This is a genomic window from Castellaniella sp. GW247-6E4, assembly GCF_040276065.1.
Classification (GTDB): domain Bacteria; phylum Pseudomonadota; class Gammaproteobacteria; order Burkholderiales; family Burkholderiaceae_B; genus Castellaniella.
Map to the genome: position 1 here is coordinate 170,930 of NZ_JBELOI010000002.1, position 25,746 is coordinate 196,675.

The window sequence follows — 25,746 nt, forward strand, 5'->3', positions numbered from 1 at the left end:
ATAAATCGAGGGGGGCACGCGCAAGCGCACCTCCCTTTTTTTTGCAGAATCGGATTGCCGTGAAGCCGACTTCCAGTTTTCGCATACGAGGCGCGGATGTGATCGAGCTGCTGGGCTCGATGCGCTTTGCCATCAGCCTGCTGGTCTTCATATGCGTGGCCAGCCTGATCGGCACGGTGTTGCCGCAGAACCAGGCGGTCAATACCTACGTCGATCAGTTCGGACCGTTCTGGTTCGCGGTCTTCGACCGGTTTTCGATCTGGCATATCTACAACAGTTGGTGGTTCCTGCTGATCATGGGGTTCCTGGTGGTGTCGACCACCCTGTGCGTGCTGCGCAACGCCCCCAAGATGATCCGCGACGCGCGCTCTTTCCGGGAATACGTGCGCGGCTCGAGCCTGCGCGCCTTCCACCATCGGGTCGAACTGCACGCCGGCGACGACGTGGCGCAGGCCAATCGCAAGGTCGGCGCGCTGCTGCGCGACCAAGGATTCCGCTATCGTGTCCGCGAGGACGGCGACAGCCTGATGGTGGCCGCAAAGAAAGGCGGTGCCAATCGGCTGGGCTATATTTTTGCCCACGTGGCCATCGTCGTCATATGCCTGGGCGGGTTGCTGGACAGCGAGCTGCCGGTGCGCCTGCAGGCCTGGATGCTCGACAAGCAGCCGATCACCGACAATATGCTGATCGCCGACGTGCCGGAATCGGGGCGCTTGCCGGCGCGCAACCCCAGTTTCCGCGCCAATATGCTGGTGCCCGACGGCAAGCAGAGCAGCATGGGCATCGTGTCCTACGGCCAGGGTGTGCTGTTGCAGCCGCTGCCGTTCTCGCTGAAGCTTGATCGCTTCTACGTGGATTATTACGACACGGGCATGCCCAGCGACTTTCGCAGCGACGTCGAGGTCACGGACCTGGCCAGCGGAGACCACTTCAAGCAGACGATCCGGGTCAACGAGCCCTTGCACTACAAGGGGGTGACGGTCTATCAGTCCAGCTTCGACGATGGCGGCAGCACGCTCAAGCTGCGGGTCTGGCCGCTGACCGGCACGGGCGCGCCGACCGAGCTCGAGGGGAACGTGGGCCGGGAAACCTCGCTGGGCCAGGGTGCCGGCGCGTTCAAGGTGGATTTCACCGGCCTGAGGGTGATCAATGTCGAGAACATGGGTGATGGGGCGCTGCCCCAGCCGTCGGGGATGGTCGGCCACGTGGCCGCCGTCACCGGCAGCGCAGCTCGGCAGCGCAACGACGGCCTGCGCAACATCGGGCCCAGCGTCCAGTACCAGGTGATCGGCGCCGATGGCCAGGCGCACGAGTTCAGCAACTACATGCTGCCAGTGGCGATCGATGGGTTTCCCATGTTCCTGCTGGGGATGCGCCGCAATGCGTCCGAGCCCTACCGTTATCTGCGCATCCCGGCGGATTCGCAGGGCACCATGGGCGAATTCATGCGGCTGCGCGAGGCCCTGGCCGATGTCACCTTGCGCGAGGCGGCCGCCCAGCGCTTTGCCGAGATCAACGCGCCCGAGGGCGAGCAGCGCGGCCTGCTCTTTCAGGCGGCGCGCGGCGCCCTGCAGACGTTCTCCGAGCGCGGTTTCAATGGCATACTGGAATCCGCGCCAGAGGCCGAGCGGGAAAAGATCCTGAACTTCGCTGTCCCGATCATCCAACTGGGCCTCACCGAGCTGCGCGACGCGGCGCGTCGCCGGGTGGGCGAGCCGCCCGTGGATTACCAGGGCGCCGATGGCGAGCGCGAGGTCCAATGGATGCGCCTGGCGGTCCTGGGGCTGACGAGCCTGCCCGATTATCCGGCGCCGGTCGCCCTGCAGCTGAGCGGCTTCGAGCAGGTGCAGGCGAGCGTCTTCCAGGTGGCCCGCAGCCCCGGCAAGACCACCGTCTATCTGGGTTGCATCCTGCTGGTGATCGGGGTGTTTTCCATGTTCTACATCCGCGAGCGCCGCGTCTGGGTGTGGATCCGACCGGGGGCCGGGGGCAGCGAGTTGCTTGCCGCCATGACCTCCCAGCGGCGTACGCTGGACTTCGATCATGAGTTCCAGCGGCTCAAGGGCGCCTTGCAGCGTCTGTTTGCCCAGGGCACCGATCCTGGAGACTAGGGGTAATCGTCATGAATGAATCCGTCATCCGTTCAAAGCTGCCCACCTGGGAGGATGCCATGTCCTCCAGTGGCGATCGGCGCGGCCGGCGCGGCCGGCCCGATTGGACCGACATTGCGTTCTTCCTGGCCCTGGCGGTGGGGGCGGCCTATGTGCTGGCGTCCTACGGCCAGTTCATGGATTACTACGAAAAGCTCATCCTCGTGGGGGCGGTCGGTCTCTTTGGCTGGATGGCTTGGCTATGGCGGCCCCTGCGCACGCTGATGATCGCCAGCGGCCTGTCGGCCCTGCTGGCGATCTGGCTCTACAGCCCGGCGGGCGTGCTGCTGCAGGGCGATCTGGGGCGCGCCGAAACGAACTTCCTGCTGAAGTACCTGCTGTCCTCGCAATCCGCCATCCTGTGGATGTGCGCCTTGTTCGCCCTTGCGACGGTCAGCTATTGGATCGGCTTTGCCAGCCGCACGGCGGCGTGGGTGGGCTCGGTGCTGACCTGGGGAGCGGTCTATGCCGGGGTCACCGGCCTGCTGGTGCGCTGGCGCGAGGGGCATCTGCTGGGGCCGGACATCGGCCACATTCCGGTCAGCAACCTCTACGAGGTCTTTGTCCTGTTTTCGTTGATCACGGCGCTGTTCTACTTGTACTACGAGCGCCGCTACGCCACGCGCGCGCTGGGCGGTTTCGTGCTGCTGGTGATCAGTTCGGCGGTCGTGTTCCTGCTGTGGTATTCCTTCACGCGCGACGCTTATCAGATCCAGCCCCTGGTGCCCGCCCTGAAGAGCTGGTGGATGAAGCTGCACGTGCCCGCGAATTTCATCGGCTATGGCACTTTCAGCCTGGCCGCGATGGTGGGATTCGCCTACCTGGTCAAAGAGCATGGCGAGACCACGCAGTGGCGCCGGCTGATTCCGGTCTTTGCCCTGGGGGCCGTGCTGTGCGCCGAGCCCATGGTGTTCGGTTCACGCGAGCTGTCGGCGACCTGGATGCTGTATTTCGGCATCGGTGCGCTGATCGTGGGCAGCATTCTCATGTTTCGCGCGCCGATCGCGCGCCGCCTGCCCTCGCTCGAGATTCTCGACGACATCATGTACCGCGCCATCGCCGTGGGCTTCGCGTTCTTTACCGTGGCCACCATCCTGGGCGCGCTATGGGCGGCCGATGCCTGGGGCACGTACTGGCAGTGGGATCCCAAGGAAACCTGGGCCCTGATCGTCTGGTTGAACTATGCGGCCTGGCTGCACATGCGCCTGATGAAGGGGCTGCGCGGCACCATGGCGGCGTACTGGGCCCTGGGCGGGCTGCTGGTGACCAGCTTTGCCTTCCTCGGCGTGAATATGTTCCTCTCGGGCCTGCACTCCTACGGCGAACTGTAAGGCCGTCGCGCGCGGGATCAGACGATATGCTCGTGACGGTCGGACAGGACCTGGATGAAGGTCCGGGCCCGTTCGTCGGCGATCAGGGGCAAGACCGTCTGGTTGGCCAGGATCTCCGATGGCGGGCGTGCGGCCGACAGGATGTGGCCCTGCACATGATCCATGCCCATGCCGACCAGGGCCTCGAGGGTCGGGACATCCTCGACCCATTCGGCGATGCATTCCATGCCGAGGTTGTGGGCGAGTTCAACAATGCTGTTGACGATCGCGATATTGGCCTCGCTCTTGATCATGTCGCGGATCAGCGAGCCGTCGATCTTGATGATGTCGACGGGTAGCTCCTTCAGGTACGAGAAAGAGGTGTAGCCCGCGCCGAAGTCATCGAGCGCGACCTTGGCGCCCATGCGCTGCAGGCGCCGCATGAATTGGCGGGTGCGCTCGAGGTCCTGCAGCGCCACGCCCTCGGTGATCTCGATGCACAGGCGGCGCGTGAGCTGCGGGTGGCGGTTCAGGATGCCGAAGAGCACGTCGATGAACTTGTCGTCGTTCAAGGACACGCCGCTGAGATTCACGTTGACCTGCTGGGTGCGCGACAGTTTGCCCTGATGGCGCGTCATCCATTCCAGGGTGGCCGAAAACACCCATTTGTCAATCGTGCCGATCATGCCGTTGTCCTCGGCCGCCTGGATGATCTTGCTGGTGCTGATGCTGGTCGTGTCCGAGCTGCGCGCGCGCAACAGGATTTCGATGTTGAGGGTGCGCAGCGGGTGTTTCAACGAGATGATGGGCTGCATCTCGAGGTAGATGTCGCGCGGGTTCGCGCCGGCCTCGAGCTGGTCGAACAGGCGCAGTTCCTCGATGTGGTCGAAGAGCTCGCTGGCGTTCTCCTCGTACAGCATGATCTCGGTGTGCTGCTTGCGCGCGTCGCGGCACGCCCGGCTGGCGGCCGAGATCGCATCCTTGGGATTCATGTTTTGATGGATGTCGATGATGCCCATCGCGCTCTTGATCTGGAAGGCGCGGTTGCCGATGTACAGGGCGGAGCCGTTCAGGCTGTCGATGATGTCCTGCCCGATATGGCGTGCCTCGCTCGCGCGCAGCTTGGGGAACAGGATGACGAATTCGTCGCTGCCCACGCGGCCCAGGCGCTGGCTTTCGTTGAGGGAATACTTGAGGCGCTCGCACACCATCTGCAGGAGCTCGTCGCCCGCGGTGTGTCCGAAGGTGTCGTTGATGTGCTTGAGGTGGTCGAGGCTGAGGAAGGCCAGCGCGCAGGGTGTGCCCTCGTTGACCAGCTGCGTGATGCACTGTTCTGTGGCGCTCTCGATGCCGCGGCGGTTGAGTGCATCGGTCAGCGGGTCGTTCTCGGCCATCAGGCGCAGCTTGCGGATCGTCTCGGCGCGTGCGCTGATGTCCTGCAACGAGCCCTCGACCTGGCCGCCGGCCAGCGTGGCGCGCAGCAGGAAGCTGCGCGCCGGGCCGGGCTGCGTGAGGTGCGGGAGCATCCGGATCTCGGTCTCGACGCCCAGCTCGGTGTTCCGGGCGACCTGGTGCCAGTCCTGCACGGGAAAGAAGTCGGCCCAGGGCCGGCCGCGGTAGTCCTGCTCGTCGGGCAGCCCGAGGCTCTGGCGCGCGACGGCGTTGGCATGCTCGAACAGATGGCTGGAATTCAGCGTGAACAGGCCAAACGGCATCAGGGTGTCGGCGACAATCAGCTCGTTGCGCGCGCGAAAGCCGCTCTGGCGTTCTTCGCGCATGTGCTCGGCCGCGGCCAGGGCGATCATGACGCCGGCCGCAATCAGGATGGTGGCGCCGGCCAGCGTGTCGATGCTGCCGCCCTGGCCCAGGGCGGTCAGCACCAGGCCCAGCAGCAGGGTGGCCAGGGCCAGGCACAGGCCTGTGATGTGCCATAGCCAGATGCGCGATGGCGAGCGCAACAGCGCATAGAGCAGCGTGACGGTGATCAGCCCGGAACCCAGCCACGCCGCGAGGAACAGGACGGGCTGGAACCACTCGTAGGGCAGCACGAGCGCGGCCGCGATCAGGGCAACGCTGCTGGTGCGGGCCGCCAGCAGCACTTTCGCACGGGCATTCGCGGTCAGGCTATGGTCGAACAGGCGAGTGAACAGGCTGCAGGTGAGAATGTAGTAGGCCACGGCCGTGCCCTTGCGCAGCCCCGGCATGAGGTCCGGAGGAATCGTGTGGCCGAGCCACTGCATGTCCCAGCCCATGACCCAGGCGCCCAGGCGCAGGTTGCCGATCAGCCAGGCGGCCAGGAGGATGTAGAGCCATTCCCGGTTGGTCAGAGCGATGATCGCGATGAACAGGGCGAGGGTCAGCAGTCCGCCTTCGGCCAGCCCGATGGCGCGCGACAGCCGATTGGCGGACTGGGACAGCGCCGCGCCTTGCCAGAGGTCCGCCGAGATGTCGCCGGCGATCGCCAACTGGGTCTCGCAGATGAGACGCCCTGGGCGCGCCAGGCCCTGAAGGCCGATTTTTGGCCCGTCCAGGCCGAGCCGGAGCTGTCCGTCGGCCGCATCGCCCGCCAGCGTGCCGATGGGCTGGGACAGCGCTGCCGCATCCCAACAGGATAGCGACAGTCCGTGGGGGTTGGGCAGGCTCAGGACTTGTGGACCTGCCTGGGTGTTTTTCGCGGGGATTTCCACCAGGAACCAGGCCGGCTCGGTCTCGAGCCTGGCCCTGTAGCGCGTCGGGGCGGCGTCCAGCAGACCCAGCGCCTCGGCCGCGGTCTCGGGGGGCGCCTGGGTATCGGGCAGGACCCGGATTGCCAGGGGGGTGCCGGCGGTGTCGGGATAGAGGTTGTTCAGTGCGAAGAGCGCCACCGCGGTGCCCAGCAGGATGGCCAGCGGCGTCAGGTAGTAGGCGATCAGGCGCGACACGAGTGCGCAATATCCGGTGGTCCGCGCTCGGGAGGGGAGAAGGGAGGATTTGCTGGGCGCCATAGGACGAGATGTCAGGTTTCTCCGCCCTCTGGGCGTAACCGGCACGATGCCCGTTTAACGGCCGCGTCCGGGAATTCTTTATGCCTATTATGAGGCCTGGCCTCGTGGGAAGCTAGGAGGCCGCCCGGTTGCGCGGGCGGGTCGCGGCGTCGGCGCGGCGGGCTCAGCCCCGCGCCGGAATCCGCTCGGATGCGTATAGGTCCTGGATGGATTCGCGCGGTCGGATCAGGTGCGCCTGATCGGCGTCGACCAGAACCTCGGCGGCGCGCGGGCGGGCGTTGTATTGGCTGGCCATCGAGAACGCGTACGCGCCCGCGGACATGATGGCCAGCAGGTCGCCTTGCTCGATCGGCAGTTCGCGCTGGCGGGCGAGCCAGTCGCCGCTCTCGCAGATCGGACCCACGATGTCGTAGACCCGGTTCGTCTGGCCTGCGCGCGGCGCCACGGGCTCGACGTCGTGCCACGCCTCGTACAGGGCCGGGCGCATCAGATCGTTCATGGCGGCGTCCACGATCGCGAAATTGCGCACGGGGGTGCGCTTGAGGTATTCGACGCGGGTCAGCAGGATGCCCGCATTGCCCACCAACGAGCGTCCCGGCTCGAGAATGAGCTGCAGATGCCCCAGGCCGCGGGCCTCGAGTGTGGAGAAGACCGGATCGAGCAGGTCGGCGGGGTCCAGCGGGGTCTCGTCAGTGTAGCGGATGCCCAGGCCGCCGCCCAGGTCCAGGTGGCGCAGCTCGATGCCGTCCGCCCGCAGCTCGAGAATCAGGTCGATCAGCTTGCCGAGGGCGTCGAGATAGGGGGCGATCTCGAGAATTTGCGAACCGATGTGACAGTCGACGCCGACGATGTCGAGCCCCGGGTGCTGCATGGCCTGGCGGTACAGGGCGGGAGCGGCGGCGATGTCCACGCCGAACTTGTTTTCCTTGAGCCCGGTCGAGATATAGGGGTGGGTGTGGGCGTCGACGTCGGGGTTTACCCGCAGCGACATCGGCGCCCGCAGACCCATCTCGAGGGCGATGTCGGCCAGGCGCTCCAGCTCGGCCGCAGATTCGACGTTGAAGCACTTGATGTTCGCCGACAAGGCCTGCCGGATTTCCCAGGCCTGCTTGCCTACGCCCGAGAACACGATTTTTCCTGGGGCGGCGCCGGCGGCCAGCGCGCGCGCCAGTTCCCCACCCGAGACGATGTCAAAGCCCGCGCCCAGGCGCTGGAATTCGTGCAGCACGGCCAAGTTCGAGTTTGCCTTCATGCCGTAGCAGATCAGGGCATTACGCCCGGCAATGGCGCGCGCGTAGCGCTCCCAGGCCTCGCGCAGCGCCCGTCGGGAATAGACGTACAGCGGGGTGGCGTACTGATCCGCCAATTCGGGAAGCGGGATGTCTTCGGCGTGCAGGACGCCGTTCTTGAATTGGAACTGCGGGGCGACGGTCATGGGGCGTCCTGTGGCCGGGCTAGGGTTTGACGGGGGTGGGCGCGGGCGCCACGGAGGGCGGCGCGGTGAGCCCCGGATCAGGCGCGGGCGGCGGCGGCAGGGTCAGGGGGCCCTTCATGCCGCAGGCCGATAGGAAAAAGGCCAATAGGACGGTCAGGCCGAGGCGGCGCGGTGCAGTGGACATGATCAGAACGGGACCCGGGTCGGTTGAGTATCGCTGTTTCCGGCACTGGTGTCGGCGCCGAGTTGATCGAGCAGGTTGCCGATGCCGTCCTGGGCGGGCGCGCCGGATGGCAGGTCGCCCGGCGCCGGCAGGCCGACGCGGGCAATGGCGGTTCCGGGCGGGAATTCGTTGAAGTAGAACTCGCCGTCGATGCGTGACAGGCCGCTGGGCATGGGGCCCGGCGGAATCTCGGGCTGGCCAGCCAGGGCGACGCGCATGTAGTCCAGCCAGATCGGCAGGGCGGCGCCGCCCCCGGTCTCTCCCGACCCCAGGGATCGCGGCTGGTCGAAGCCCATCCAGGCGATGGCCACCAGCTTTGGCGTGAAGCCGGCGAACCAGGCGTCCTGCGAATCGTTGGTGGTGCCGGTCTTGCCGCCGATGTCGTTGCGCTTGAGCTCGCGGTGCGCCCTGGCGCCGGTGCCGTAGGTGGCCACGCCGCGCAGCAGGTCGTCCATCACATAGACGGTGCGCGGGTCGATGGCGCGCGCCAGGGTGTCGCCGGCCACGGTGGGCCGTGCCCGCATGATCACCTTGCCGCTGCTGTCGGTCACGTGGTCGATCAGGTAGGGTGGGACGCGGTACCCGCCGTTGGCGAAGACCGCGTAGGCGCCCGCCATCTGCAGCGGCGTGACGCTGCCCGCCCCCAGGGCCAGGGGCAGCACGGCGGGCTGGCGCGAGCGGTCGAATCCGAAGCGTGTCACGTAGTCCTGGACGTACTGCGGGCCGACCGCCTGCATGATGCGGATCGACACCATGTTCTTGGACTTGTAGAGGCCCTGGCGCATGGTGAGCATGGGTTCGTATGCCCGGCCGTAGTTCTTGGGGTTCCAGGCCTTGGAGCCGGTCTGCTCGGCGGTCAGCGAGAAGGGCTCGTCGGAAATCTGGGTCGCCGGGGTCAGGCCGCGTTCGAGCGCCGAGGCGTAGATGAAGGGCTTGAAGGACGAGCCCGGCTGACGCCACGCCTGCGTGACGCGGTTGAACTTGCCTTCCTCGAAATCGAAGCCCCCCACCATCGCGGCGACCGCGCCGTCCTGCGCGCGCACCGAGACCAGCGCCGCCTGCACCGAGGGTTTGTTGATCAGCTCCCAGTATTCCGGCCGCTTGTGCACATAGACCACGGATCCGCGTTCGAGGCGGAGCTCGGGCTTGGCCTTGGGCGTCAGCCCGCGGGCGATCACGCGCAGGGCGCGCTTGTCCGTGATGTCGATGATCTCGGCGGCGCTGCGCGCGACCTTGACCTCGGTGGGGCTGGCCGACAGCACCACGCCGGCCAGCAGGTCGCCGTTGTCAGGGTATTTTTCCTGAACCGAGTCGAGCAGCTCGTCGAGCGCTTCAGGCTGGTTCTCGATGCCGTCGGGCAGCTCGACCGAGCCCTCGGGGCCCGGATAGGGCGCGCGCCGCGTGTAGTCCAGAACCCCTTCTCGCAGCGCCAGGTAGGCGGCTTCCTGGTCCTTGGAGTGAATGGTGGTGTAGATATTGAAACCGCGCGAATAGATGTCGTCCTGGTAGACGCCGTAGAGCAGCTGGCGGGCGAGCTCGGCCGGGTATTCGCCGTGCACCGCATAGCGGCCCGTGGGCGTGCCCGCGGCGGACTTGATTTCGATGGGCTGGGCGACCGCCTGCTGGTATTCGTCCTCGGTCAGGTAGCCCAGCGAGCGCATGCGCCCCAGCACGTAGGCCTGCCGCGCCTTGGCCCGCTTGAAGTTCGAGATCGGGTTGAAACGCGAGGGCGCCTTGGGGATGCCGGCCAGCATCGCCGCCTCGGCCGCCGTGATCTCCGAGAGCTGCTTGCCGAAGTAGGTGCGGCTGGCGGCGGCGAAGCCGTACGCCCGGTGGCCCAGGAAGATCTGGTTCATGTAGAGATCGAGGATCTCGTTCTTGGTCAGCGTGGCCTCGATCTTGAAGGTCAGCAGCAACTCGTAGAACTTGCGGGTGTAGGTCTTTTCGGAGGACAGGTAGAAATTGCGCGCCACCTGCATGGTGATCGTGCTCGCGCCCTGGGTCTTGGACATGTTGACGATGTTGGCCAGCGCCGCGCGCAGCACGCCGGCCCAGTCGATCCCGCCGTGCTGGTAGAAACGGTCGTCCTCGGCGGCGAGGATCGCGGATTTCATGATGTCCGGGATTTCGTCGAAGCGCAAAACGTTGCGGCGTTCCTCGCCGAACTCGCCAATCAGGACCTGATCCGAGGTATAAATGCGCAGCGGCACCCGCGGCCGGTAATCGATCATCGCGCTCAGGTCGGGCAGGTTCGGCCAGGCCAGCGCCAAGGCGAGCGTGCCCAGCAGCGCGCCGCACAGGCCCAGGCCGGCGACGAAGACCACGGACTTGAGGATGAAGCGTGACAGCCAGGAACGCGCCGGCGACGGTGCGGAGGAAGATTGTTTCTGAGAGCTCATCAGGGGCGATTTTAAGCCCAAGCGCGATCGGGCCAGGAAATGTGCGCGGAGTCAATGTAACTGGATGATGCGGGCCGCACCTCGGCTACCGGGCCGCAAATGCGATAATACACGCAAATGAAAGCGACTTTACCCCTCATGGACATTGATTCCGCAGGAAACGACGCCGAACGCCCCGCTGTGTCGGGCGCGGGTTCGCAGCCCCCCATCATCTTGGTGGGCATGATGGGCGCGGGCAAGACCACGATCGGGCGCCAACTCGCCCACGCTCTGGGGCGCAAGTTCCTCGACCTGGATCACGAGATGGAGGCCCGCTGTGGGGTGCGCATCGCCCTGATCTTCGATATCGAGGGCGAGGCCGGTTTTCGCAAACGCGAGACCGCGCTGCTCGATGAGTGCTCGCAGCGCTCGGGCTATGTGCTGGCGACCGGCGGCGGCGCCGTGCTGGCCCCCGAGAACCGCGAGATCCTCAAGGCGCGCGGGCGGGTGATATACCTGCGCGCGGGCGTGGACGAGCTCTTTCGGCGCGTGGCGCGCGATCGCAACCGCCCGCTGCTCAAGGCCTCGGATCCGCGCCAACGCATCGCCGAGCTGATCGCCCAGCGCGAACCCCTATACGAGAGCGTCGCCGACATCACGCTGGACACTGGCAACATGCCGGCCTCGCAGGTGTTGCGCAGCCTCTTGCCGCACTTGCTGGACTACCAGGCACAGGAGGACGCGCGGCCATGAGCGCGCTGCGCAAAAATCGTCCAGTGGGCCCCGTGCGGGTCGACACCCCGGGCGGCGCCTATCCGATCCATATCGCCTCCGGCCGGCTCGATGCCCTGGCCGCCAGTATCCCGGCTGATGCCACGGCGGTCGCGCTGGTCACCAGCGACACGGTCGCGGCCTTGTACGGCGCGCGCGCCCGCGCCGCGCTGGCTGCGACGGGCAAGCCCGTGCTCACGATCGAGCTGCCCGATGGCGAGGACCATAAGACCTGGCAGACGCTCAACCGGATTTTCGACGCCCTGCTGGCCGCGCAGCTTGACCGCAAGGTGGTGCTGGTGGCCCTGGGCGGCGGTGTGGTGGGGGATATGTGCGGCTTTGCGGCGGCCTGCTATATGCGCGGCGTGCGCTTCGTGCAGGCGCCCACGACACTGCTGGCGCAGGTGGACTCCTCGGTGGGCGGCAAGACCGCCATCAACCACCCGCTGGGCAAGAACATGATCGGCGCTTTTTATCAGCCGCTGGCCGTCGAGATCGACACCGACGTGCTGGTCACCTTGCCCGCGCGCGAAGTCTCGGCGGGCCTGGCCGAGGTCATCAAGTACGGCATGATCGCCGATGCCGAATTTTTCGACTGGTGCGAGGCGCAGGCGCCGGCCCTGCGCGCCCTCGACCCGCAGGCGGTGAGCCACGCCATACGCCGCTCGTGCGAGCTCAAGGCGTGGGTGGTGTCCCAGGACGAGCGGGAATCGGGTTTGCGCGCCATCCTGAATTTCGGCCACACCTTTGGCCACGCGATCGAGTCCGGACTGGGCTATGGCCAGTGGCTGCACGGCGAGGCGGTGGGTTGCGGCATGGTGATGGCGGCCGAGCTGTCGGCCCGGGTCCATGGCCTGGACCGCACGGTGGTTGAACGCATCCGCGGCCTGGTGGCGGCAATCGGCTGCCCGGTGCGTGCGCCCGACCTGGGCATAGAGCGCTGGCTGGACCTGATGCGCGTGGACAAAAAAGCCGAGGGCGGCGTGATCCGCTATGTGCTGTTGCCCGCACTCGGCCAGGCCACTGTCCAAGGGGTCGCGGACGAGCAGGTCCGTCCGATGCTGGCATCCGGGCGGCTGATCGAGGGCCGCTGAGCCGTGCCGACGCTCGCGGTCTATGCCTGCCATCCGAACGCTTCGCGCGGCCGGGTCCATGCCGAACCCGCGCCGGTCGGACGCAATGCCTTTCAGCGCGACCGCGACCGCATCATCCATTGCAACGCCTTCCGGCGGCTTGAATACAAGACCCAGGTATTCCTCAATCACGAGGGCGACCTGTTTCGCACGCGGCTGACCCACAGCATCGAGGTGGCCCAGATCGCGCGCTCGCTCGCGCGCAACCTGGGTGTGCACGAGGATCTGATCGAGGCGATCGCCCTGGCGCACGACCTGGGCCACACGCCCTTCGGCCACGCGGGACAGGACGAGCTCAACGCCTGCATGCGGACCTTGGCACCCGCGGCGGGCGGCTTCGAGCACAATCTGCAGAGCCTGCGCGTAGTCGACGAACTCGAGGAGCGCTACGCCGCCTTCAACGGACTGAATCTGTGTTTCGAGACGCGCGAGGGCATCTTGAAGCATTGCTCACGGCGCCATGCGCGCCTGCTGGGCGAGGTGGCCGAGCGCTTCCTGAACGGCACCCAAGCCTCGCTGGAAGCCCAGCTCGCCAACCTGGCCGATGAGATTGCCTACAACAACCACGACATCGACGATGGCCTGCGCTCGGGCCTGATTACGGTGCAGCAATTGCAGCGCCTGGAAATATTCGCCGTGCATTATGCCCAGGTCCGCCGCCTCCACCCCAACGCCGAACAAAAGCGTCTGGTCTCAGAGGTGATCCGTGCGATGATCAATACGCTGGTGCTGGACCTGACGCGCCAGACGGGGGCGCGCATCGCCGAGCTGCAGCCGGCCTCGGTCGACGAGGTGCGCGCGGGCCCACCGCTGGCGGCGTTCTCGGACAATATCCGCGCGCAGGCCGATGCCCTCAAGAAATTCCTGCTCGACAACCTGTACCGCCATTCGCAGGTCATCCGCATGACCGCCAAGGCGCGACGCATCGTGCGCGAGCTGTTCCAGGCCTTTATCGAGGATCCGCGGCTGCTGGCCGACGAATACCGCCGTGAGGATCCGGTCGCCCAGGCGCGCGCCATCGCCGACTACATCGCCGGCATGACCGATCGCTACGCCATCCGTGAGCACCGCGCGATTTTCGTGATGGATTGACCGAGCAGGACACTAGGCCGGCTGGCGGTCCAGCAGCGCGCGCAGATGGCGGCCGGTGTGGCTTGCGCGGACTGCGGCGACCGTCTCGGGCGTGCCTTGGGCCACGATGCGGCCGCCGCCGGCACCGCCCTCGGGACCGAGGTCCACGACCCAGTCGGCGGTCTTGACGACATCCAGGTTGTGCTCGATCACCAGAACGGTGCTGCCCGCGTCGACCAGGCGGCGCAACACGTCGAGCAGCACGGCGATGTCCTCGAAGTGCAGGCCGGTGGTGGGCTCGTCCAGCACGTACAGAGTGCGGTCGGTGCCGCGCCGCGAGAGCTCCTGCGACAGCTTGACCCGCTGGGCCTCGCCACCCGACAGCGTCGTCGCGCTTTGGCCGAGGCGGATGTAGGACAGCCCCACGTCCGCTAGGGTGTGCAGCTTGCGCGCGACCGTGGGGATGGCGTCGAAGTAGTCCAGGGCCTGGGCGACCGAGAGATCGAGAACCTCGCTGATGTTGCGGCCCCGGTAGCGGATGTCCAGGGTCTCGCGGTTGTAGCGCAGGCCCTGGCAGACCTCGCAGGGGACGTACATGTCGGGCAGGAAGTGCATCTCGACTTTGACCACGCCGTCGCCCTGGCAGGCCTCGCAGCGCCCCCCTTTGACGTTGAACGAGAACCGGCCGGGATCGTAGCCGCGCAGGCGCGCCTCGGGCACGCCGGCAAAGAGTTCCCGGATCGGTGTGAACAGGCCGGTGTACGTGGCGGGGTTGCTGCGCGGCGTGCGTCCGATGGGGCTTTGGTCGACGCTGATGATCTTGTCGAAGGCCTCCAGGCCCTCGAGGCGGTCGTAGGGGGCCGGCTCGGCCTGTGTGCGGTGCAGGGCGCGCGCCACGGCGGCGACCAGCGTGTCGTTGATCAGCGTGGATTTGCCGGACCCGGAAACGCCGGTGACACAGGTCAGGCGTCCGGCCGGGATGGCCAAGTCCACGGACTGCAGGTTGTGCCCGCGGCAGCCCGTGATGCGCAGCCAGGCCTGGTCCTCGGTGACCGCCCGGCGGGGCGGAATGTCGATGCGCCGCGCGCCGGACAGGTACTGGCCGGTGAGCGAGGCGGGCTCGGCCGCGATTTCGGCGGGCGTGCCCTGGGCGATCACCTGGCCGCCGTGTTCGCCCGCGCCCGGGCCCATGTCGAGGATATGATCGGCGGCGCGGATCATGTCCTCGTCGTGTTCGACCACGATCACGCTGTTGCCCTGATCGCGCAGCTGCTGCAGGGTGTGGATGAGGCGGTGGTTGTCGCGTTGGTGCAGGCCGATCGAGGGCTCGTCCAGCACGTACATCACCCCGGTGAGCCCCGAGCCGATCTGGCTGGCGAGGCGGATGCGCTGGGCCTCGCCGCCGGATAGCGTATCGGCGCCGCGGTCCAGCGTCAGGTAGCCCAGGCCCACATCGTCCAGAAAGTCCAGGCGGGCGCTGATCTCGTGCACGATGCGCTCGGCGATCTCGCGGCGCGCGCTGTGCAGGGCCAGGTCCTGGAACCAGCGGCGGCAGTCGGCGAGCGACAGGGCTTCGACCTCGTAGATCGCGAGACCGCGCCGCTCGCCAGGCCCGGGGTCGTTGCCGATCAGGACGTTGCGGGCCTCGGTGCGCAGGCGGGCACCGCCGCAGTCCGGGCAGGCCGTGGTGTGGCGCAGTTTGCCCAGCTCCTCGCGCACCGCGTTGGAATGGGTTTCGCGCCAGCGCCGTTCGAGGTTCGGGATCACGCCCTCGAAGACATGCTTGCGCACCGAGGCGGTCCCGTCCGCGCCGAGATACAGAAAGGGGATTTCGTCGGTCCCCGATCCGTGCAGGATCCGGTGGTGCAGGTCCGCGCCCAGTTGCTCGAACGGGGTCTCGAGGTCAAAGCCGTAGTGCGTCGCCAGGCTGCGCATCATGGTGTGGGTGAAGGCATTGCGCCGATCCCAGCCGTGAATGGCACCGCCCGCGAGGCTGAGTTCCGGAAAGGCCACCACGCGGCGTGGGTCGAAGGATTCGACCGATCCCAGGCCGTTGCAGGTGGGACATGCGCCGGCCGGGTTGTTGAAACTGAACAGTCGAGGCTCGAGGTCGGCGAGCCCCCGGGCGCAGACCGGACAGGCATAGGTGCTGGAGAATCCCTGTTCCGTGCCGTCGTCCAGGTCCAGGGCGATGGCGCGCCCGTCGGTGAGTTCCAGGGCGGTCTCGAAGGATTCCGCCAGCCGCTGGCGATTGTCGGCGCGTGCGCGCAGCCGGTCCACGACCACGTCGAGGTCATAGGGTCCGGCATGCGGCAGCTCGGGCATGGGGTCGAGGGTCAGGATCTCGCCACTGATGCGCACGCGCACATAACCCAGGGCCAGCAGCCGCGCGCATTCTGCCGCCAGGTCGCCGTCCGCGTCCCGGGCCATGGGCGCAAGGATTGCGATGCGATGCTCGCCGGCTTGCGCGAGGACCTTGTCGGTCATCTGGCTCACGCTCTGGGCGCGCAAGGGAAGGTCGTGCTCGGAGCAGTAGGGCGTGCCCACGCGCGCATACAGCAGGCGCAGATAGTCGTGGATCTCGGTCACGGTGCCCACCGTCGAGCGCGGGTTGTGCCCCGCGGCCTTCTGCTCGATGGCGATCGCGGGGGACAGGCCGGCAATGACGTCCACGTCGGGCTTGTCCATCATTTGCAGGAACTGCCGCGCGTAGGCCGACAGGCTCTCGACGTAGCGCCGCTGGCCCTCGGCGTACAGGGTGTCGAAGGCCAGGGACGATTTGCCCGAACCCGATAGCCCGGTGATCACGACGAGCTTGCGCCGTGGCAGGTCCACCGAGATGTTTTTCAGGTTGTGCGTGCGTGCGCCGCGAATGCGTATGGCTTCCATGCCGTGGGGGATTCAGGTTTTTCAAAGACCAACTTGCTACTATAACGCGCACCCCCCCTTGATTCGAACCGCGAACTCAGTCCACCATGTCCAATCCGTCCTCCGCCAGGGCCCCGGTCCTGAAGCTGACGCCCCTCGAGCGGCGTGCCAGCCTGTCGCTGGCGGTGCTGTTTGCCGCCCGCATGCTGGGTTTGTTCCTGCTGACGCCGATTTTTGCGGTGGCCGCGACCACCCTGGTGGGTGGCGACAATCCCGCGCGCGTCGGGCTGGCCCTCGGTGCTTACGGCCTGACCCAGGCGGCGATGCAGATTCCGCTGGGGATGGCCTCCGACCGCTATGGCCGCCGCCCCGTGATCGTGTTCGGCATGCTGCTGTTCGTCCTGGGCGGCGTGGTGTGTGCGCTGGCCTCTTCGGTCGATTGGGTCACGGTGGGTCGCGTCATCCAGGGGCTGGGCGCTGTCTCCGCGGCGATCACGGCCTGGATCGCGGACGCCACGCGGCCCGAGGTGCGTACGCGCGCCATGGCCCTGGTCGGCGGCTCAATCGGGATTTCCTTTGCCCTCTCGCTGGTGCTCTCGCCCGTGCTGGTGGGCGAATTCGGGCTCTCGGGCCTGTTCTGGGCGATCAGCCTGTTGGGCTTCCTCTGCCTGCTGATCGCCATGTTCTTCGTGCCCCCGGTGCCGCGCTCCGAGGCCGACATCGTGCAGGCCACCGCGCGCGACGTCCTCGGCCACAAGGATCTGCTGCGCCTGAATTTCGGCGTGTTCTGCCTGCATTTCATCCTGATGGCGCTGTTCATGGTGGCGCCCGGCCTGCTGGGCCGGCTCGGCGGCTACGACTCCTCTAGCCTCTGGCAGGTCTACCTACCGGTGATACTTGCCTCTTTCGTGTTCATGGTGCCGGCGGTTTTCTACATCGAGAGGCACAAGGCCTACAAGGCATCCCTCGAGTGGGCGGTGCTGGGGCTGGCCGTGGTGCTGGGCCTGCTGCCCTGGCTGGAGGGCGCGTTTTATCCCGCGGTGTTGGCCCTGGTGGGGTTCTTTGTCGCCTTCAACATTCTCGAGGCGCTGCAGCCCTCGCTGGTGTCGCGCGCGGCCCCGCCCCATTACAAGGGACTGGCCCTGGGGTTCTACAACACCGCGCAATCCCTGGGGGTGTTCGCCGGCGGCGTGCTGGGCGGCATGCTGGTGCGCTGGGGGGGATCCGCGGCGGTATTCTGGACCAGCGCCATGCTGGCCGTGGTCTGGCTGTACACTGCGCGCGGGTTCCGCGATCCAAAGTGAGGGTGGGCCGGTGCCTGACAATTTTACGTACCTTGCGCACTGGGCGATAATATCCGGCTGACAGCAATCAGGCGCCACTTGGCGATCCGCTTCGCCGATAATAGGCGCACGAGCAATTCTTCACAGGATCCACATCATGGCCTCCGTCAACAAAGTCATCCTCGTCGGCAACCTCGGCCGCGATCCCGAGGTCCGCTACAGTCCCGACGGTGCGGCGATCTGCAACGTGTCGATCGCGACCACCTCCCAATGGAAGGACAAGGCCAGCGGCGAACGCCGCGAGGAAACCGAATGGCACCGCGTGGTGTTCTACAACCGCCTGGCCGAGATCGCGGGCGAATACCTGCGCAAGGGCCGCTCGGTCTACGTCGAGGGCCGGCTCAAGACCCGTAAATGGCAGGACAAGGAAACCGGCGCCGATCGCTACAGCACCGAAATCGTGGCCGACCAGATGCAGATGCTGGGCGGACGCGACAGTGGCGGCGAGAGCGCGGGCGATGGCGGCGGCTTCAGCCAGGCGCCGGCCCCGGCGCGTCGCCCCGCCCAGCAGCAGGCCCGGCCGGCGGCCCCGGCCGCCGCGCCGGCCGGCAATCTGGCCGATATGGACGACGACATTCCGTTCTAGGACGCGCCGGCCTCCAGGCCCATGAACGGGCTCCGTCCTCCCGCCGCCGCGCCCCGGATCGGGCTGGCGCTTGGTAGCGGATCGGCGCGCGGCTGGTCGCATATCGGCGTCATCCGCGTCCTCGAAAAAGCCGGCATCTCGCCGGACATCGTGTGCGGGACGTCGATCGGCGCGCTGGTCGGCGCGGCGTACGCGGACGGCCAGATCGAGCCCCTCGAGACCTGGGTGAGGGGCCTTACCTGGCAGGGGGTGGTCGGCTTGCTGGACTTCAGCGTCAGCGGTGGGCTGATCCACGGCGAAAGGCTTTTTTCCTTTCTCCGCACGCACCTGAACGACACGCTGATTCCCAGCCTGCCCAAAGCCTACGGGGCGGTTGCCACCGAGCTGGCCTCGGGACGCGAAATCTGGCTGCGCGAGGGTTCCGTCTTCGATGCCGTGCGCGCCTCCGCCGCTTTGCCCGGCCTGTTCAAGCCCGCGCAGCACGAGGGGCGCCTGCTGGTCGACGGCGCGTTGGTGAATCCGGTGCCGGTGTCCCTGTGCCGCGCGATGGGGGCGGATATCGTCGTGGCGGTGGACTTGAATGCGGACCTGATCGGGCGCCATTTCGAGCCGGACGAGGCACCGCCGCCCGCCGAGCCCGGTGCCCTTGCCTCGATGCTGAGCCGCCTGCCGCTGGGCCTCGGCGGAGCCAAGGGCGCCGCGCCCGAGGCGGTGGACATGCCATCGATCTTCGATGTGCTGAGCATCAGCCTGAACATCATGCAGGTGCGCATCACGCGCAGCCGCCTCGCGGGCGAGCCGGCAGACGTGATGATCCGGCCACGGCTGGCGAACTTCGCCCTGATGGACTATCACCGTGCGGCGGCGGCGATTGATGAGGGCGAGCGGGCTGCGCGGCGCGTGCTGCCGGAATTGCAGGATTTGATTGGCCAGACAGGACACTGAATCAGCCATGCGCAACCGTTCCGATTCGGCACACCGGCGCGCTCCCTTCCCCGGTTTTGGACCTGGCCCCAGGCGCTTGCGGCCATGAGCGGCGGCCCTGACGTGATGCGGCGGCCGGACGGTCCCTGGGCGGACCGCTGGCAGGGCATCCGGCTGCGCGCCGGCGGTGATCCGCGGGGCCTGGTGGCCGACGGTGAACGAACGCGGGCCTGGCTGGCCAACCTGGGCCTGGCGCCTCGGGTCGAGACCGCTTGCGGTCGGGATGCGGCCGGCCCCTACTTGGATTTCCGCCTGGACGCCGAATCCGCCGCGCGCTGCGCCCCCGGCCACGACACCTCGGGTCTGGCGGCCGCGCTGGGTCTGGATCCGGACGGCGGGGATCGCGATCTGGACGTTGAGATCCTCGCGGCGATGCTGCTCGGGCCCATCGCCTTCGAGCTGCCGTCGTATGACGAATTGGTCTCGGCGGTACGCCTGAGGCGGCGCATCGTGCGGGCCGCGAACCGCACCGTGCTGGCGTTCGACACCGAGCAGGCCGAGCGCCCCGAGGGGTGCTGGACGTATGCCGAGTCCACGGGCTTCACCATCGTTCCAGGGCATGATCTGGCCGACGCCCTGCGCAAGGCCACGCAGCCGGACGCCTCGGGACGCCTGTATTCCTTTTCCTGCTATCGCGCCACCGAGTACGTCCTGCTGCTCGCCCTCGCACAGGAGCTGGCCGAGTGCAATCCCGGGCTGCTGGAGGCCCTGCGACAGCAGTGGGAGCGCGCGGCCATCATGTCGGGCCGATTTCACGAGGTCTTTTTGCAGGAGTACGGCTCGTTGGGCGAGCCGCTGCCGGCTCGCTACTACGTGCCGGGCGATCGCCTGTGGTTCCGCAACCCCGACGAGGCGTCGGCCAACGTCGAGGGCTACGAAGGGTCCTGGGTGTTCTACCTGGGGGCCGGGCGTTTCACGAATTTCTGGAAGCCCGGATGCGCGTACTCCCTGGCGGACAAGTGCATTGAGCTCTATCACTGGCGCCACGGTCTGCGTCATGATGCGGCCGGGCGGCTGTGGATGGACGAGAGCGCCGTCGAGGCGCGTGTGCAGGCCAGCGCGCGCGATCCCGCTGAAGTCGCCGCCATCCTCGAGCGTATGCTGCGGCTGCGCGACCCCTCTGGGGTCTATGCCGCGGGCGGCTGCATCGACGCCTCGCGCGAGTTCATCCGTTGCGTGCGGCCCGGCACTTGCACGCTATCGCTGCCCGGTCTCGCGCCGCAGCGCGCGGTGTAGGGCTGCGGCGATGCGCGGGTCGTGGCCCGCATGCCTTGCCAGCCCCGGAGAGGGCTCCTACAGGAAATGGTCCAGAAAGCGCCGGCTGGTTTTGTCCAGGGCGGATACGTCCCGGATGAGGAACTGGGTGCCGTGGCTGTCGGCGATCAACAGCCTCTCGGCCGAGAGCCGGCGGATGTCCTCCTCGGCCCGGAGGGTGAGCTGTGTCGGGCCGCGATCGGTGTCGACCTGCCAGATGCTGGGCGTCGCATAGGTCGAGACGCGGCGGATGCGCTGGATCTTCGGGACGAACTCGCGGCTGGCCAGTGCGTCGGCGATCAGGGCCCGCAGGTCGGCGGGCAGGTCCTCCAGGCGTTCGATCCAGGCGGCCTCGCGGCCTTGCGGATCGATCAGCGCAATGCCTTCGTCCGGTGCCGCGATCGGAAAGCTGCGCACCGGCACGACCGGGGCGATACGCTGGCCGTTGCGCACCAGCGCCAGGCGGCCGAAGGGGTCGCGCTCCAGGCGGTACCCCGGATGATCTCGCGTTTCAGGCGGGTTCGAGGTCATGGTCCTCCTCCAGCCAGTCGTCGCCGCGACCCTCCGAGGGCTCGGACTCGTCCCTGGCCTGCGCCTGATAGAGGCGCGCATAGGCGCCGCCGCGCGCCAGCAGGTCCTCGTGGCGGCCGATTTCGACGATGCGGCCGCGATCCAGCACGACCAGCCGGTCGGCCTCGCGCAGCGTGCTCAGGCGGTGGGCGATGGAGATGGTCGTGCGCCCGCGCACCAGGTTGTCGAGCGCCTTCTGGATTTCGTTCTCGGTCGTCGTGTCCACCGAGGAAGTCGCCTCGTCCAGGATCAGGATGCGCGGGTCGATCAGCAGGGCGCGGGCGATCGAGATCCGCTGCCGTTCGCCGCCGGACAGGGCCTGGCCGCGCTCGCCAACCAGCGAGTCATAGCCATGCGGCAGGCGCAGTATGAATTCATGGGCGTGGGCGGCGCGCGCCGCCGCCACGATTTCGGTGCGGCTGGCATCGGGCTTGCCATAGGCGATGTTCTCGGCCACGGTGCCGAAGAACAGGAAAGGCTCCTGCAGGACCAGGCCGATGTGGCGCCGGTACTCGGAGACTGGCAGCGCGCGGATGTCGACCCCGTCGATCCGGATTGCGCCCTGCGATACATCGTAGAAACGGCAAATCAGATTGACCAGGGTACTTTTGCCCGATCCGCTGTGGCCCACCAGGCCGATCATTTCGCCCGGCGCGATGTCCAGGCTGATGTCCTGGATCACGCGGCGGTTGCCATAGCGGAAACCGACCCGGGTGAGTTCGATGTGCCCGCGCACCTGCTCGAGGTGCCGTGGACGCTCGGGCTCCGGCACGCTGGAAGTGTGGTCCAGGATGTCGAAGATACGCTTGGCGCCGGCGGCTGCCTTCTGGGTGGTGGACACGATCCGGCTCATCGAGTCCAGCCGGATATAGAAGCGGCTGATATAAGTGAGAAACGCCGTCAGCACGCCTACCGTGATGGATTCATGGGCGACCAGCCAGATCCCGAAGATCCAGACCACCAGCAGGCCGATTTCGGTCAACAGCGTCACGGTGGGTGAGAATAGCGACCATAGGGCGTTGACCCGATCGTTGATGGCCAGATTGCGGTCGTTGGCTTCGCGGAACCGGGCGACCTCGCGGCTCTCTTGGGCAAAGGCCTTGACCACCCGGATGCCCGGGATGGTGTCGGCCAGCACGTTGGTGATCTCGGACCAGACGCGGTCCGCCTTTTCGAATCCATGGCGCAAGCGGTCGCGCACGAGGTGGATCAGCCATACGATCAACGGCAGGGGCGCGAGCGTGGCCACGGCCAGCAGCGGATTGATCGCCAGCAGCACCACGGCGGTCATGGTGATCATGAGGACGTCGGTGATGAAGTCCAGCAGGTGCAGCGACAGGAATAGGCAGATCCGGTCGGATTCCGAGCCGATGCGGGCGATCAGGTCGCCCGTGCGCTTGCCCCCGAAGTACTGCAGCGAGAGCTGCTGCAGGTGTTGGTAGGTGGCGGTGCGCAGGTCTGCGCCGATGCGTTCGCTGACCCATGCCAGAATCACGCTGCGGCCCCAGCCCAGGGCCCAGGCCAGCAGCGAGGAGACCAGCAGCGCGCCCAGGTACCGGGACACCAGCGTGTAGTCGATGGGTCTGCCGTTCTGGAACGGGATCAGCACGTCGTCCATGAGCGGCATCGTCAGGTAGGGCGGCACCAGGGCGGCCGCCGTCGAGGCCAAGGTCAGGGCCAGGCCCGCCAGCAAATGCTTGCGGTAGGGGCGGGCAAAGCGCCACAAGCGCAGCAGCGAACTCGCCGACGGCGGCGCCTGCCGCGCGGCGGGCTGCGTCTCGGGCGGCACCTCGGCCTGGCCGGGCCGGCGCACCGCCTCGTAGCGGGCCGCCAGGCGCAGAGCCGCCGGGTGCAGGCCCAGAGTGTAGCGCCAGAGGGCCAGCCGGGCGTGCGCGTCGCGCAGCTCGAGGCTGCCCACGCCTGCGTGGTCGTGCAAGCGCAGCTCGAGGTCGGCGCGCAAGGGCCAGGATCGCCAGTTCGCCTGGTCGCCCATCTGGGCCAGCCAGCGCCGGTTCGTCAGGACCACGAGGCCGCGCCCGTAGCGCAGCTCAGTGTCCAGGTCGACCTCCATCCAGGCGAGCAGGGATTCCCCGGGTGCGAGGCAGGCGCCCAGGGAGTCGCGCCATGGCTCGGGCGGCGCGTCCGCGGGGGCGGCGAAAGAGGAGGTGTCGGCGAGGGTACCCTGCATGAAAAACCGCTCCCGCGGGTGGGGCGTGGAGGAATCGGGCGGCGTAATGTTCGTCCAGGGTAATGGGGCCCGGCGGGGTTGAGGCGCCGGTCAGGCATCGGTGTGGTGCCATTCATACAATTTTCGATGTTTTTTTCGTGCTTCGCAACAGGCGCGAGATTATGATGGTTGCCGTCACGCACGACACTATCGTGCCCGGCGCCCGCGCCGGCCGAACGACTTTCGAGCCCCTCCTTGCGCATGGTTCCGCGATGAATAGAAAAAGTATTGATTTCATCAATATGGTGCATCTGCGGGGGCCGAATATCTGGGCCTACCGGCCTGTCGTCGAGGCGTTGGTCGATATCGGCGATCTCGAGGATTGCCCCTCCGATACCATTCCCGGGTTTTATGAGCGCCTGGTCGACTGGCTGCCCACGCTGGTCGAGCACCGGTGCAGCATCGGCGAGCGCGGCGGTTTCCTGCAGCGCGTGCGCCGGGGCACCTGGCCGGGCCATATCCTCGAGCACGTGGCCCTCGAGCTGCAAAGCCTGGCGGGCATGCCGGGCGGCCTGGGGCGCGCGCGCGAGACCGCGGTGCGCGGTGTCTACAAGGTGATTATCCGCGCCTGGCACGAGCCCCTGGCCCGCGCGGCTCTGTATGCGGGGCGCGATCTGGTCATGGCGGCGATCGAGGACCGTCCCTACGACGTCCAGGCCGCGGTGAGCGAGTTGCGCGCGCTCGCCGACAGCCTCAATCTCGGCCCCAGCACCGCCTGCATCGTGGACGCGGCCGACGACCGGGACATTCCGGCCATCCGCCTGAGCGAGGCCAACCTGCTGCAATTGGGCTACGGGGCGAACCAGCGCCGGATATGGACGGCCGAGACCAGCCGCACCAGCGCCATCGCCGAGGGCATTTCGCGCAACAAGGACCTGACCCGCCGTTTGCTGAGCGCCTGCGGGGTGCCGGTGCCGCAAGGGTGGCTGGTCGAGAGCGCCGATGAGGCTTGGGAGGCCGCAGAATCGATTGGCCTGCCCGTGGTCGTGAAACCGTCGGACGGCAATCATGGCCGAGGGGTCTTCACCAATCTGACGACCCGGGTCGAGGTCGATGCGGCGTATGCGGTCGCCGTGGATGAGGGCAGTGGCGTGATCGTCGAGCATTTCGTCCCGGGCGACGAGCATCGCCTGCTGGTGGTGGGCGGGCGCCTGATCGCAGCGGCGCGCGGCGAGGCCGCCCGGGTGATCGGCGATGGCCGCTCGAGCGTGCGCGAATTGATTGAATTGCAGATCAATTCCGATCCCCGGCGCGGCAGTGACGAGGACCATCCCTTGAACTGGATCCGTCTGGATTCCGCGGCGCGCCTCGAATTGGCGCGCCAGGGCATGGATGGCGACACCGTGCCGCCGGCGGGCGTCGAGGTGGTGATTCAGCGCAACGGCAATGTGTCCCACGATGTCACCGACCTGGTGCATCCGCAGGTGGCCGAGCAGGTGTCGCTAGCCGCGCGGGTGGTGGGGCTGGACATCGCCGGCATCGATCTGGTGGCGAGCGACATCTCGCGCCCGCTGGACGAGCAGGGCGGTGCCATCGTCGAGGTGAATGCGGGCCCGGGCCTGCTCATGCACCTGAAGCCGGCCAGCGGCACGCCGCGCCCGGTGGGCAAGGCCATCGTGGACGATCTCTTTCCGGGCAGCGACGACGGGCGTGTGCCGGTCGTCGGCATCACCGGCAGCACGGGCAAGACCCGCATCGCTCGCCTGGTGGACCATCTGCTGCGGCTCGCCGGGCGCTCGGTCGGCTTGGCCTGCAGCGATGGCCTGTTCCTCGGTCGGCGGCAAGTCGAGGCCGGGGACTGCGCCCACTGGGAGGCCGGCCGCCGCGTCCTGCTCAATCCGGCGGTCCAGGCGGCGGTGATCGAGAACGGGGCCAGGGTCATCCTGGGCGAGGGCCTGCCCTACGACCGTTGCCAGATCGGCGTCGTGACCTCGATTGATCCGGCCAGAACCTGGCCCGAGTTCCACATGACCGAGCCCGAGCAATTGCGCCAGGTGTATCGCACCCAGGTGGACGTGATCCTGCCGGGCGGGGCCGGGGTGCTCAATGCCGACGATCCCATGGTGGCGGACCTGGCGCCCTTGTGCGATGGCGCCGTGGCGTTCTACAGCGTCCGGGAGGTCTCGCCCGTCGTGGCGGCGCACCTGGCTGGCGGCGGGCGCGCGGTCGTGGCGCGCGGCCGGGGGATTGCGCTGACGGAAGGCGGCATCGAAATTCCGGTCCTGGCCGGCGACGAACTGCCCGCCGGCATCGAGGACGCCGAGGGCGGCCTGTCCAGTGTGGCGGCGGCGCTTGCGGTCGTCTGGATGCTGGGCGTCGACGTCGACATGATGCGTACCGGTGTGCGTACCTGGGGGGCGGGCCTGTCCGCACCCATCCAGGACCCCATCGAGGCGGCCGGCGCCGTCCGAACCTGAGCCGTCCCCCAATTCATCACCCCCTCTTGGAAAGGAACCTGT

The 25,746-nt window shown here is 67.5% G+C and carries 17 protein-coding genes; 10 read left to right on the forward strand and 7 right to left on the reverse strand.

All coding sequences use genetic code 11. The annotated features are described in order from the left end of the window. Positions 1–119 precede the first annotated feature (119 nt). On the forward strand, positions 120–2,111 hold the full coding sequence (locus ABS761_RS03940) for a cytochrome c biogenesis protein ResB (RefSeq protein ID WP_350407051.1): 1,992 nt from the start codon (positions 120–122) through the stop codon (positions 2,109–2,111). A gap of 11 nt (positions 2,112–2,122) precedes the next feature. Next, entirely contained in the window at positions 2,123–3,481 is a 1,359-nt protein-coding gene (ccsB, locus tag ABS761_RS03945) for a c-type cytochrome biogenesis protein CcsB (protein ID WP_350406782.1), read from the forward strand. A gap of 17 nt (positions 3,482–3,498) precedes the next feature. On the opposite strand, the gene ABS761_RS03950 is transcribed toward ccsB, so the two are convergent. The 4 genes from ABS761_RS03950 to ABS761_RS03965 form a co-directional block, all read right to left on the reverse strand. Then, positions 3,499–6,381 carry an EAL domain-containing protein gene (locus ABS761_RS03950; protein WP_350406783.1) on the reverse strand — a complete coding sequence of 961 codons (2,883 nt, stop codon included), beginning with the start codon at positions 6,379–6,381 and terminating at the stop codon, positions 3,499–3,501. 226 nt (positions 6,382–6,607) lie between these two features. Next, complete coding sequence (lysA, locus tag ABS761_RS03955; RefSeq protein WP_350406784.1) at positions 6,608–7,879, reverse strand: diaminopimelate decarboxylase; 1,272 nt, start codon at positions 7,877–7,879, stop codon at positions 6,608–6,610. 19 nt (positions 7,880–7,898) lie between these two features. After that, positions 7,899–8,063 (reverse strand): LPS translocon maturation chaperone LptM, encoded by a 165-nt coding sequence (gene lptM / locus ABS761_RS03960; protein ID WP_350406785.1) that lies wholly within the window; start codon positions 8,061–8,063, stop codon positions 7,899–7,901. A gap of 2 nt (positions 8,064–8,065) precedes the next feature. Beyond that, positions 8,066–10,501, reverse strand: coding sequence for a penicillin-binding protein 1A (locus ABS761_RS03965; RefSeq protein ID WP_350406786.1), 2,436 nt, complete (start codon positions 10,499–10,501; stop codon positions 8,066–8,068). A gap of 117 nt (positions 10,502–10,618) precedes the next feature. Here ABS761_RS03965 and ABS761_RS03970 point away from each other — a divergent pair, with 117 nt between their 5' ends. Genes ABS761_RS03970 through ABS761_RS03980 form a run of 3 tightly spaced genes read left to right on the forward strand, consistent with a single transcriptional unit; the run spans position 10,619 to position 13,476 of the window. Continuing rightward, positions 10,619–11,233 carry a shikimate kinase gene (locus ABS761_RS03970; RefSeq protein WP_350406787.1) on the forward strand — a complete coding sequence of 205 codons (615 nt, stop codon included), beginning with the start codon at positions 10,619–10,621 and terminating at the stop codon, positions 11,231–11,233. Positions 11,234–11,256: 23 nt separating this feature from the next. Next, positions 11,257–12,345 carry a 3-dehydroquinate synthase gene (gene aroB / locus ABS761_RS03975; RefSeq protein ID WP_350407052.1) on the forward strand — a complete coding sequence of 363 codons (1,089 nt, stop codon included), beginning with the start codon at positions 11,257–11,259 and terminating at the stop codon, positions 12,343–12,345. Positions 12,346–12,348: 3 nt separating this feature from the next. Then, complete coding sequence (locus ABS761_RS03980) at positions 12,349–13,476, forward strand: deoxyguanosinetriphosphate triphosphohydrolase (RefSeq protein ID WP_350406788.1); 1,128 nt, start codon at positions 12,349–12,351, stop codon at positions 13,474–13,476. Between the two features lie 12 nt (positions 13,477–13,488). Here the strand turns inward: ABS761_RS03980 and uvrA are convergent, their stop codons facing one another. Continuing rightward, positions 13,489–16,344, reverse strand: a complete 2,856-nt coding sequence (uvrA, locus tag ABS761_RS03985) for an excinuclease ABC subunit UvrA (protein ID WP_350406789.1) — start codon at positions 16,342–16,344, stop codon at positions 13,489–13,491. 86 nt (positions 16,345–16,430) lie between these two features. Between uvrA and ABS761_RS03990 the strand changes: the two genes are divergently transcribed. From ABS761_RS03990 to ABS761_RS04005, 4 genes are all read left to right on the forward strand, one after another. Then, positions 16,431–17,627: an MFS transporter gene (locus ABS761_RS03990; protein WP_350406790.1), complete on the forward strand. Its 1,197-nt coding sequence runs from the start codon at positions 16,431–16,433 to the stop codon at positions 17,625–17,627. A gap of 136 nt (positions 17,628–17,763) precedes the next feature. After that, positions 17,764–18,252, forward strand: coding sequence for a single-stranded DNA-binding protein (ssb, locus tag ABS761_RS03995; protein WP_350406791.1), 489 nt, complete (start codon positions 17,764–17,766; stop codon positions 18,250–18,252). A 21-nt stretch (positions 18,253–18,273) separates the two neighbouring features. Beyond that, positions 18,274–19,197: a patatin-like phospholipase RssA gene (gene rssA, locus ABS761_RS04000; RefSeq protein ID WP_350406792.1), complete on the forward strand. Its 924-nt coding sequence runs from the start codon at positions 18,274–18,276 to the stop codon at positions 19,195–19,197. 84 nt (positions 19,198–19,281) lie between these two features. Beyond that, positions 19,282–20,472: a TGL-type protein-glutamine gamma-glutamyltransferase gene (locus ABS761_RS04005; RefSeq protein WP_350406793.1), complete on the forward strand. Its 1,191-nt coding sequence runs from the start codon at positions 19,282–19,284 to the stop codon at positions 20,470–20,472. Between the two features lie 57 nt (positions 20,473–20,529). Here ABS761_RS04005 and ABS761_RS04010 read toward each other — a convergent pair whose 3' ends face one another. Both ABS761_RS04010 and ABS761_RS04015 read right to left on the reverse strand, forming a co-directional pair. Then, complete coding sequence (locus tag ABS761_RS04010; RefSeq protein ID WP_350406794.1) at positions 20,530–21,021, reverse strand: cyanophycin metabolism-associated DUF1854 family protein; 492 nt, start codon at positions 21,019–21,021, stop codon at positions 20,530–20,532. After that, complete coding sequence (locus tag ABS761_RS04015) at positions 21,002–23,248, reverse strand: cyanophycin metabolism-associated ABC transporter (protein ID WP_350406795.1); 2,247 nt, start codon at positions 23,246–23,248, stop codon at positions 21,002–21,004. The genes ABS761_RS04010 and ABS761_RS04015 overlap by 20 nt, the downstream gene beginning before the upstream one ends. 251 nt (positions 23,249–23,499) lie before the next feature. Here ABS761_RS04015 and ABS761_RS04020 point away from each other — a divergent pair, with 251 nt between their 5' ends. Then, positions 23,500–25,704, forward strand: coding sequence for a cyanophycin synthetase (locus tag ABS761_RS04020; RefSeq protein WP_350406796.1), 2,205 nt, complete (start codon positions 23,500–23,502; stop codon positions 25,702–25,704). The last annotated feature ends 42 nt before the right edge of the window (positions 25,705–25,746 follow it).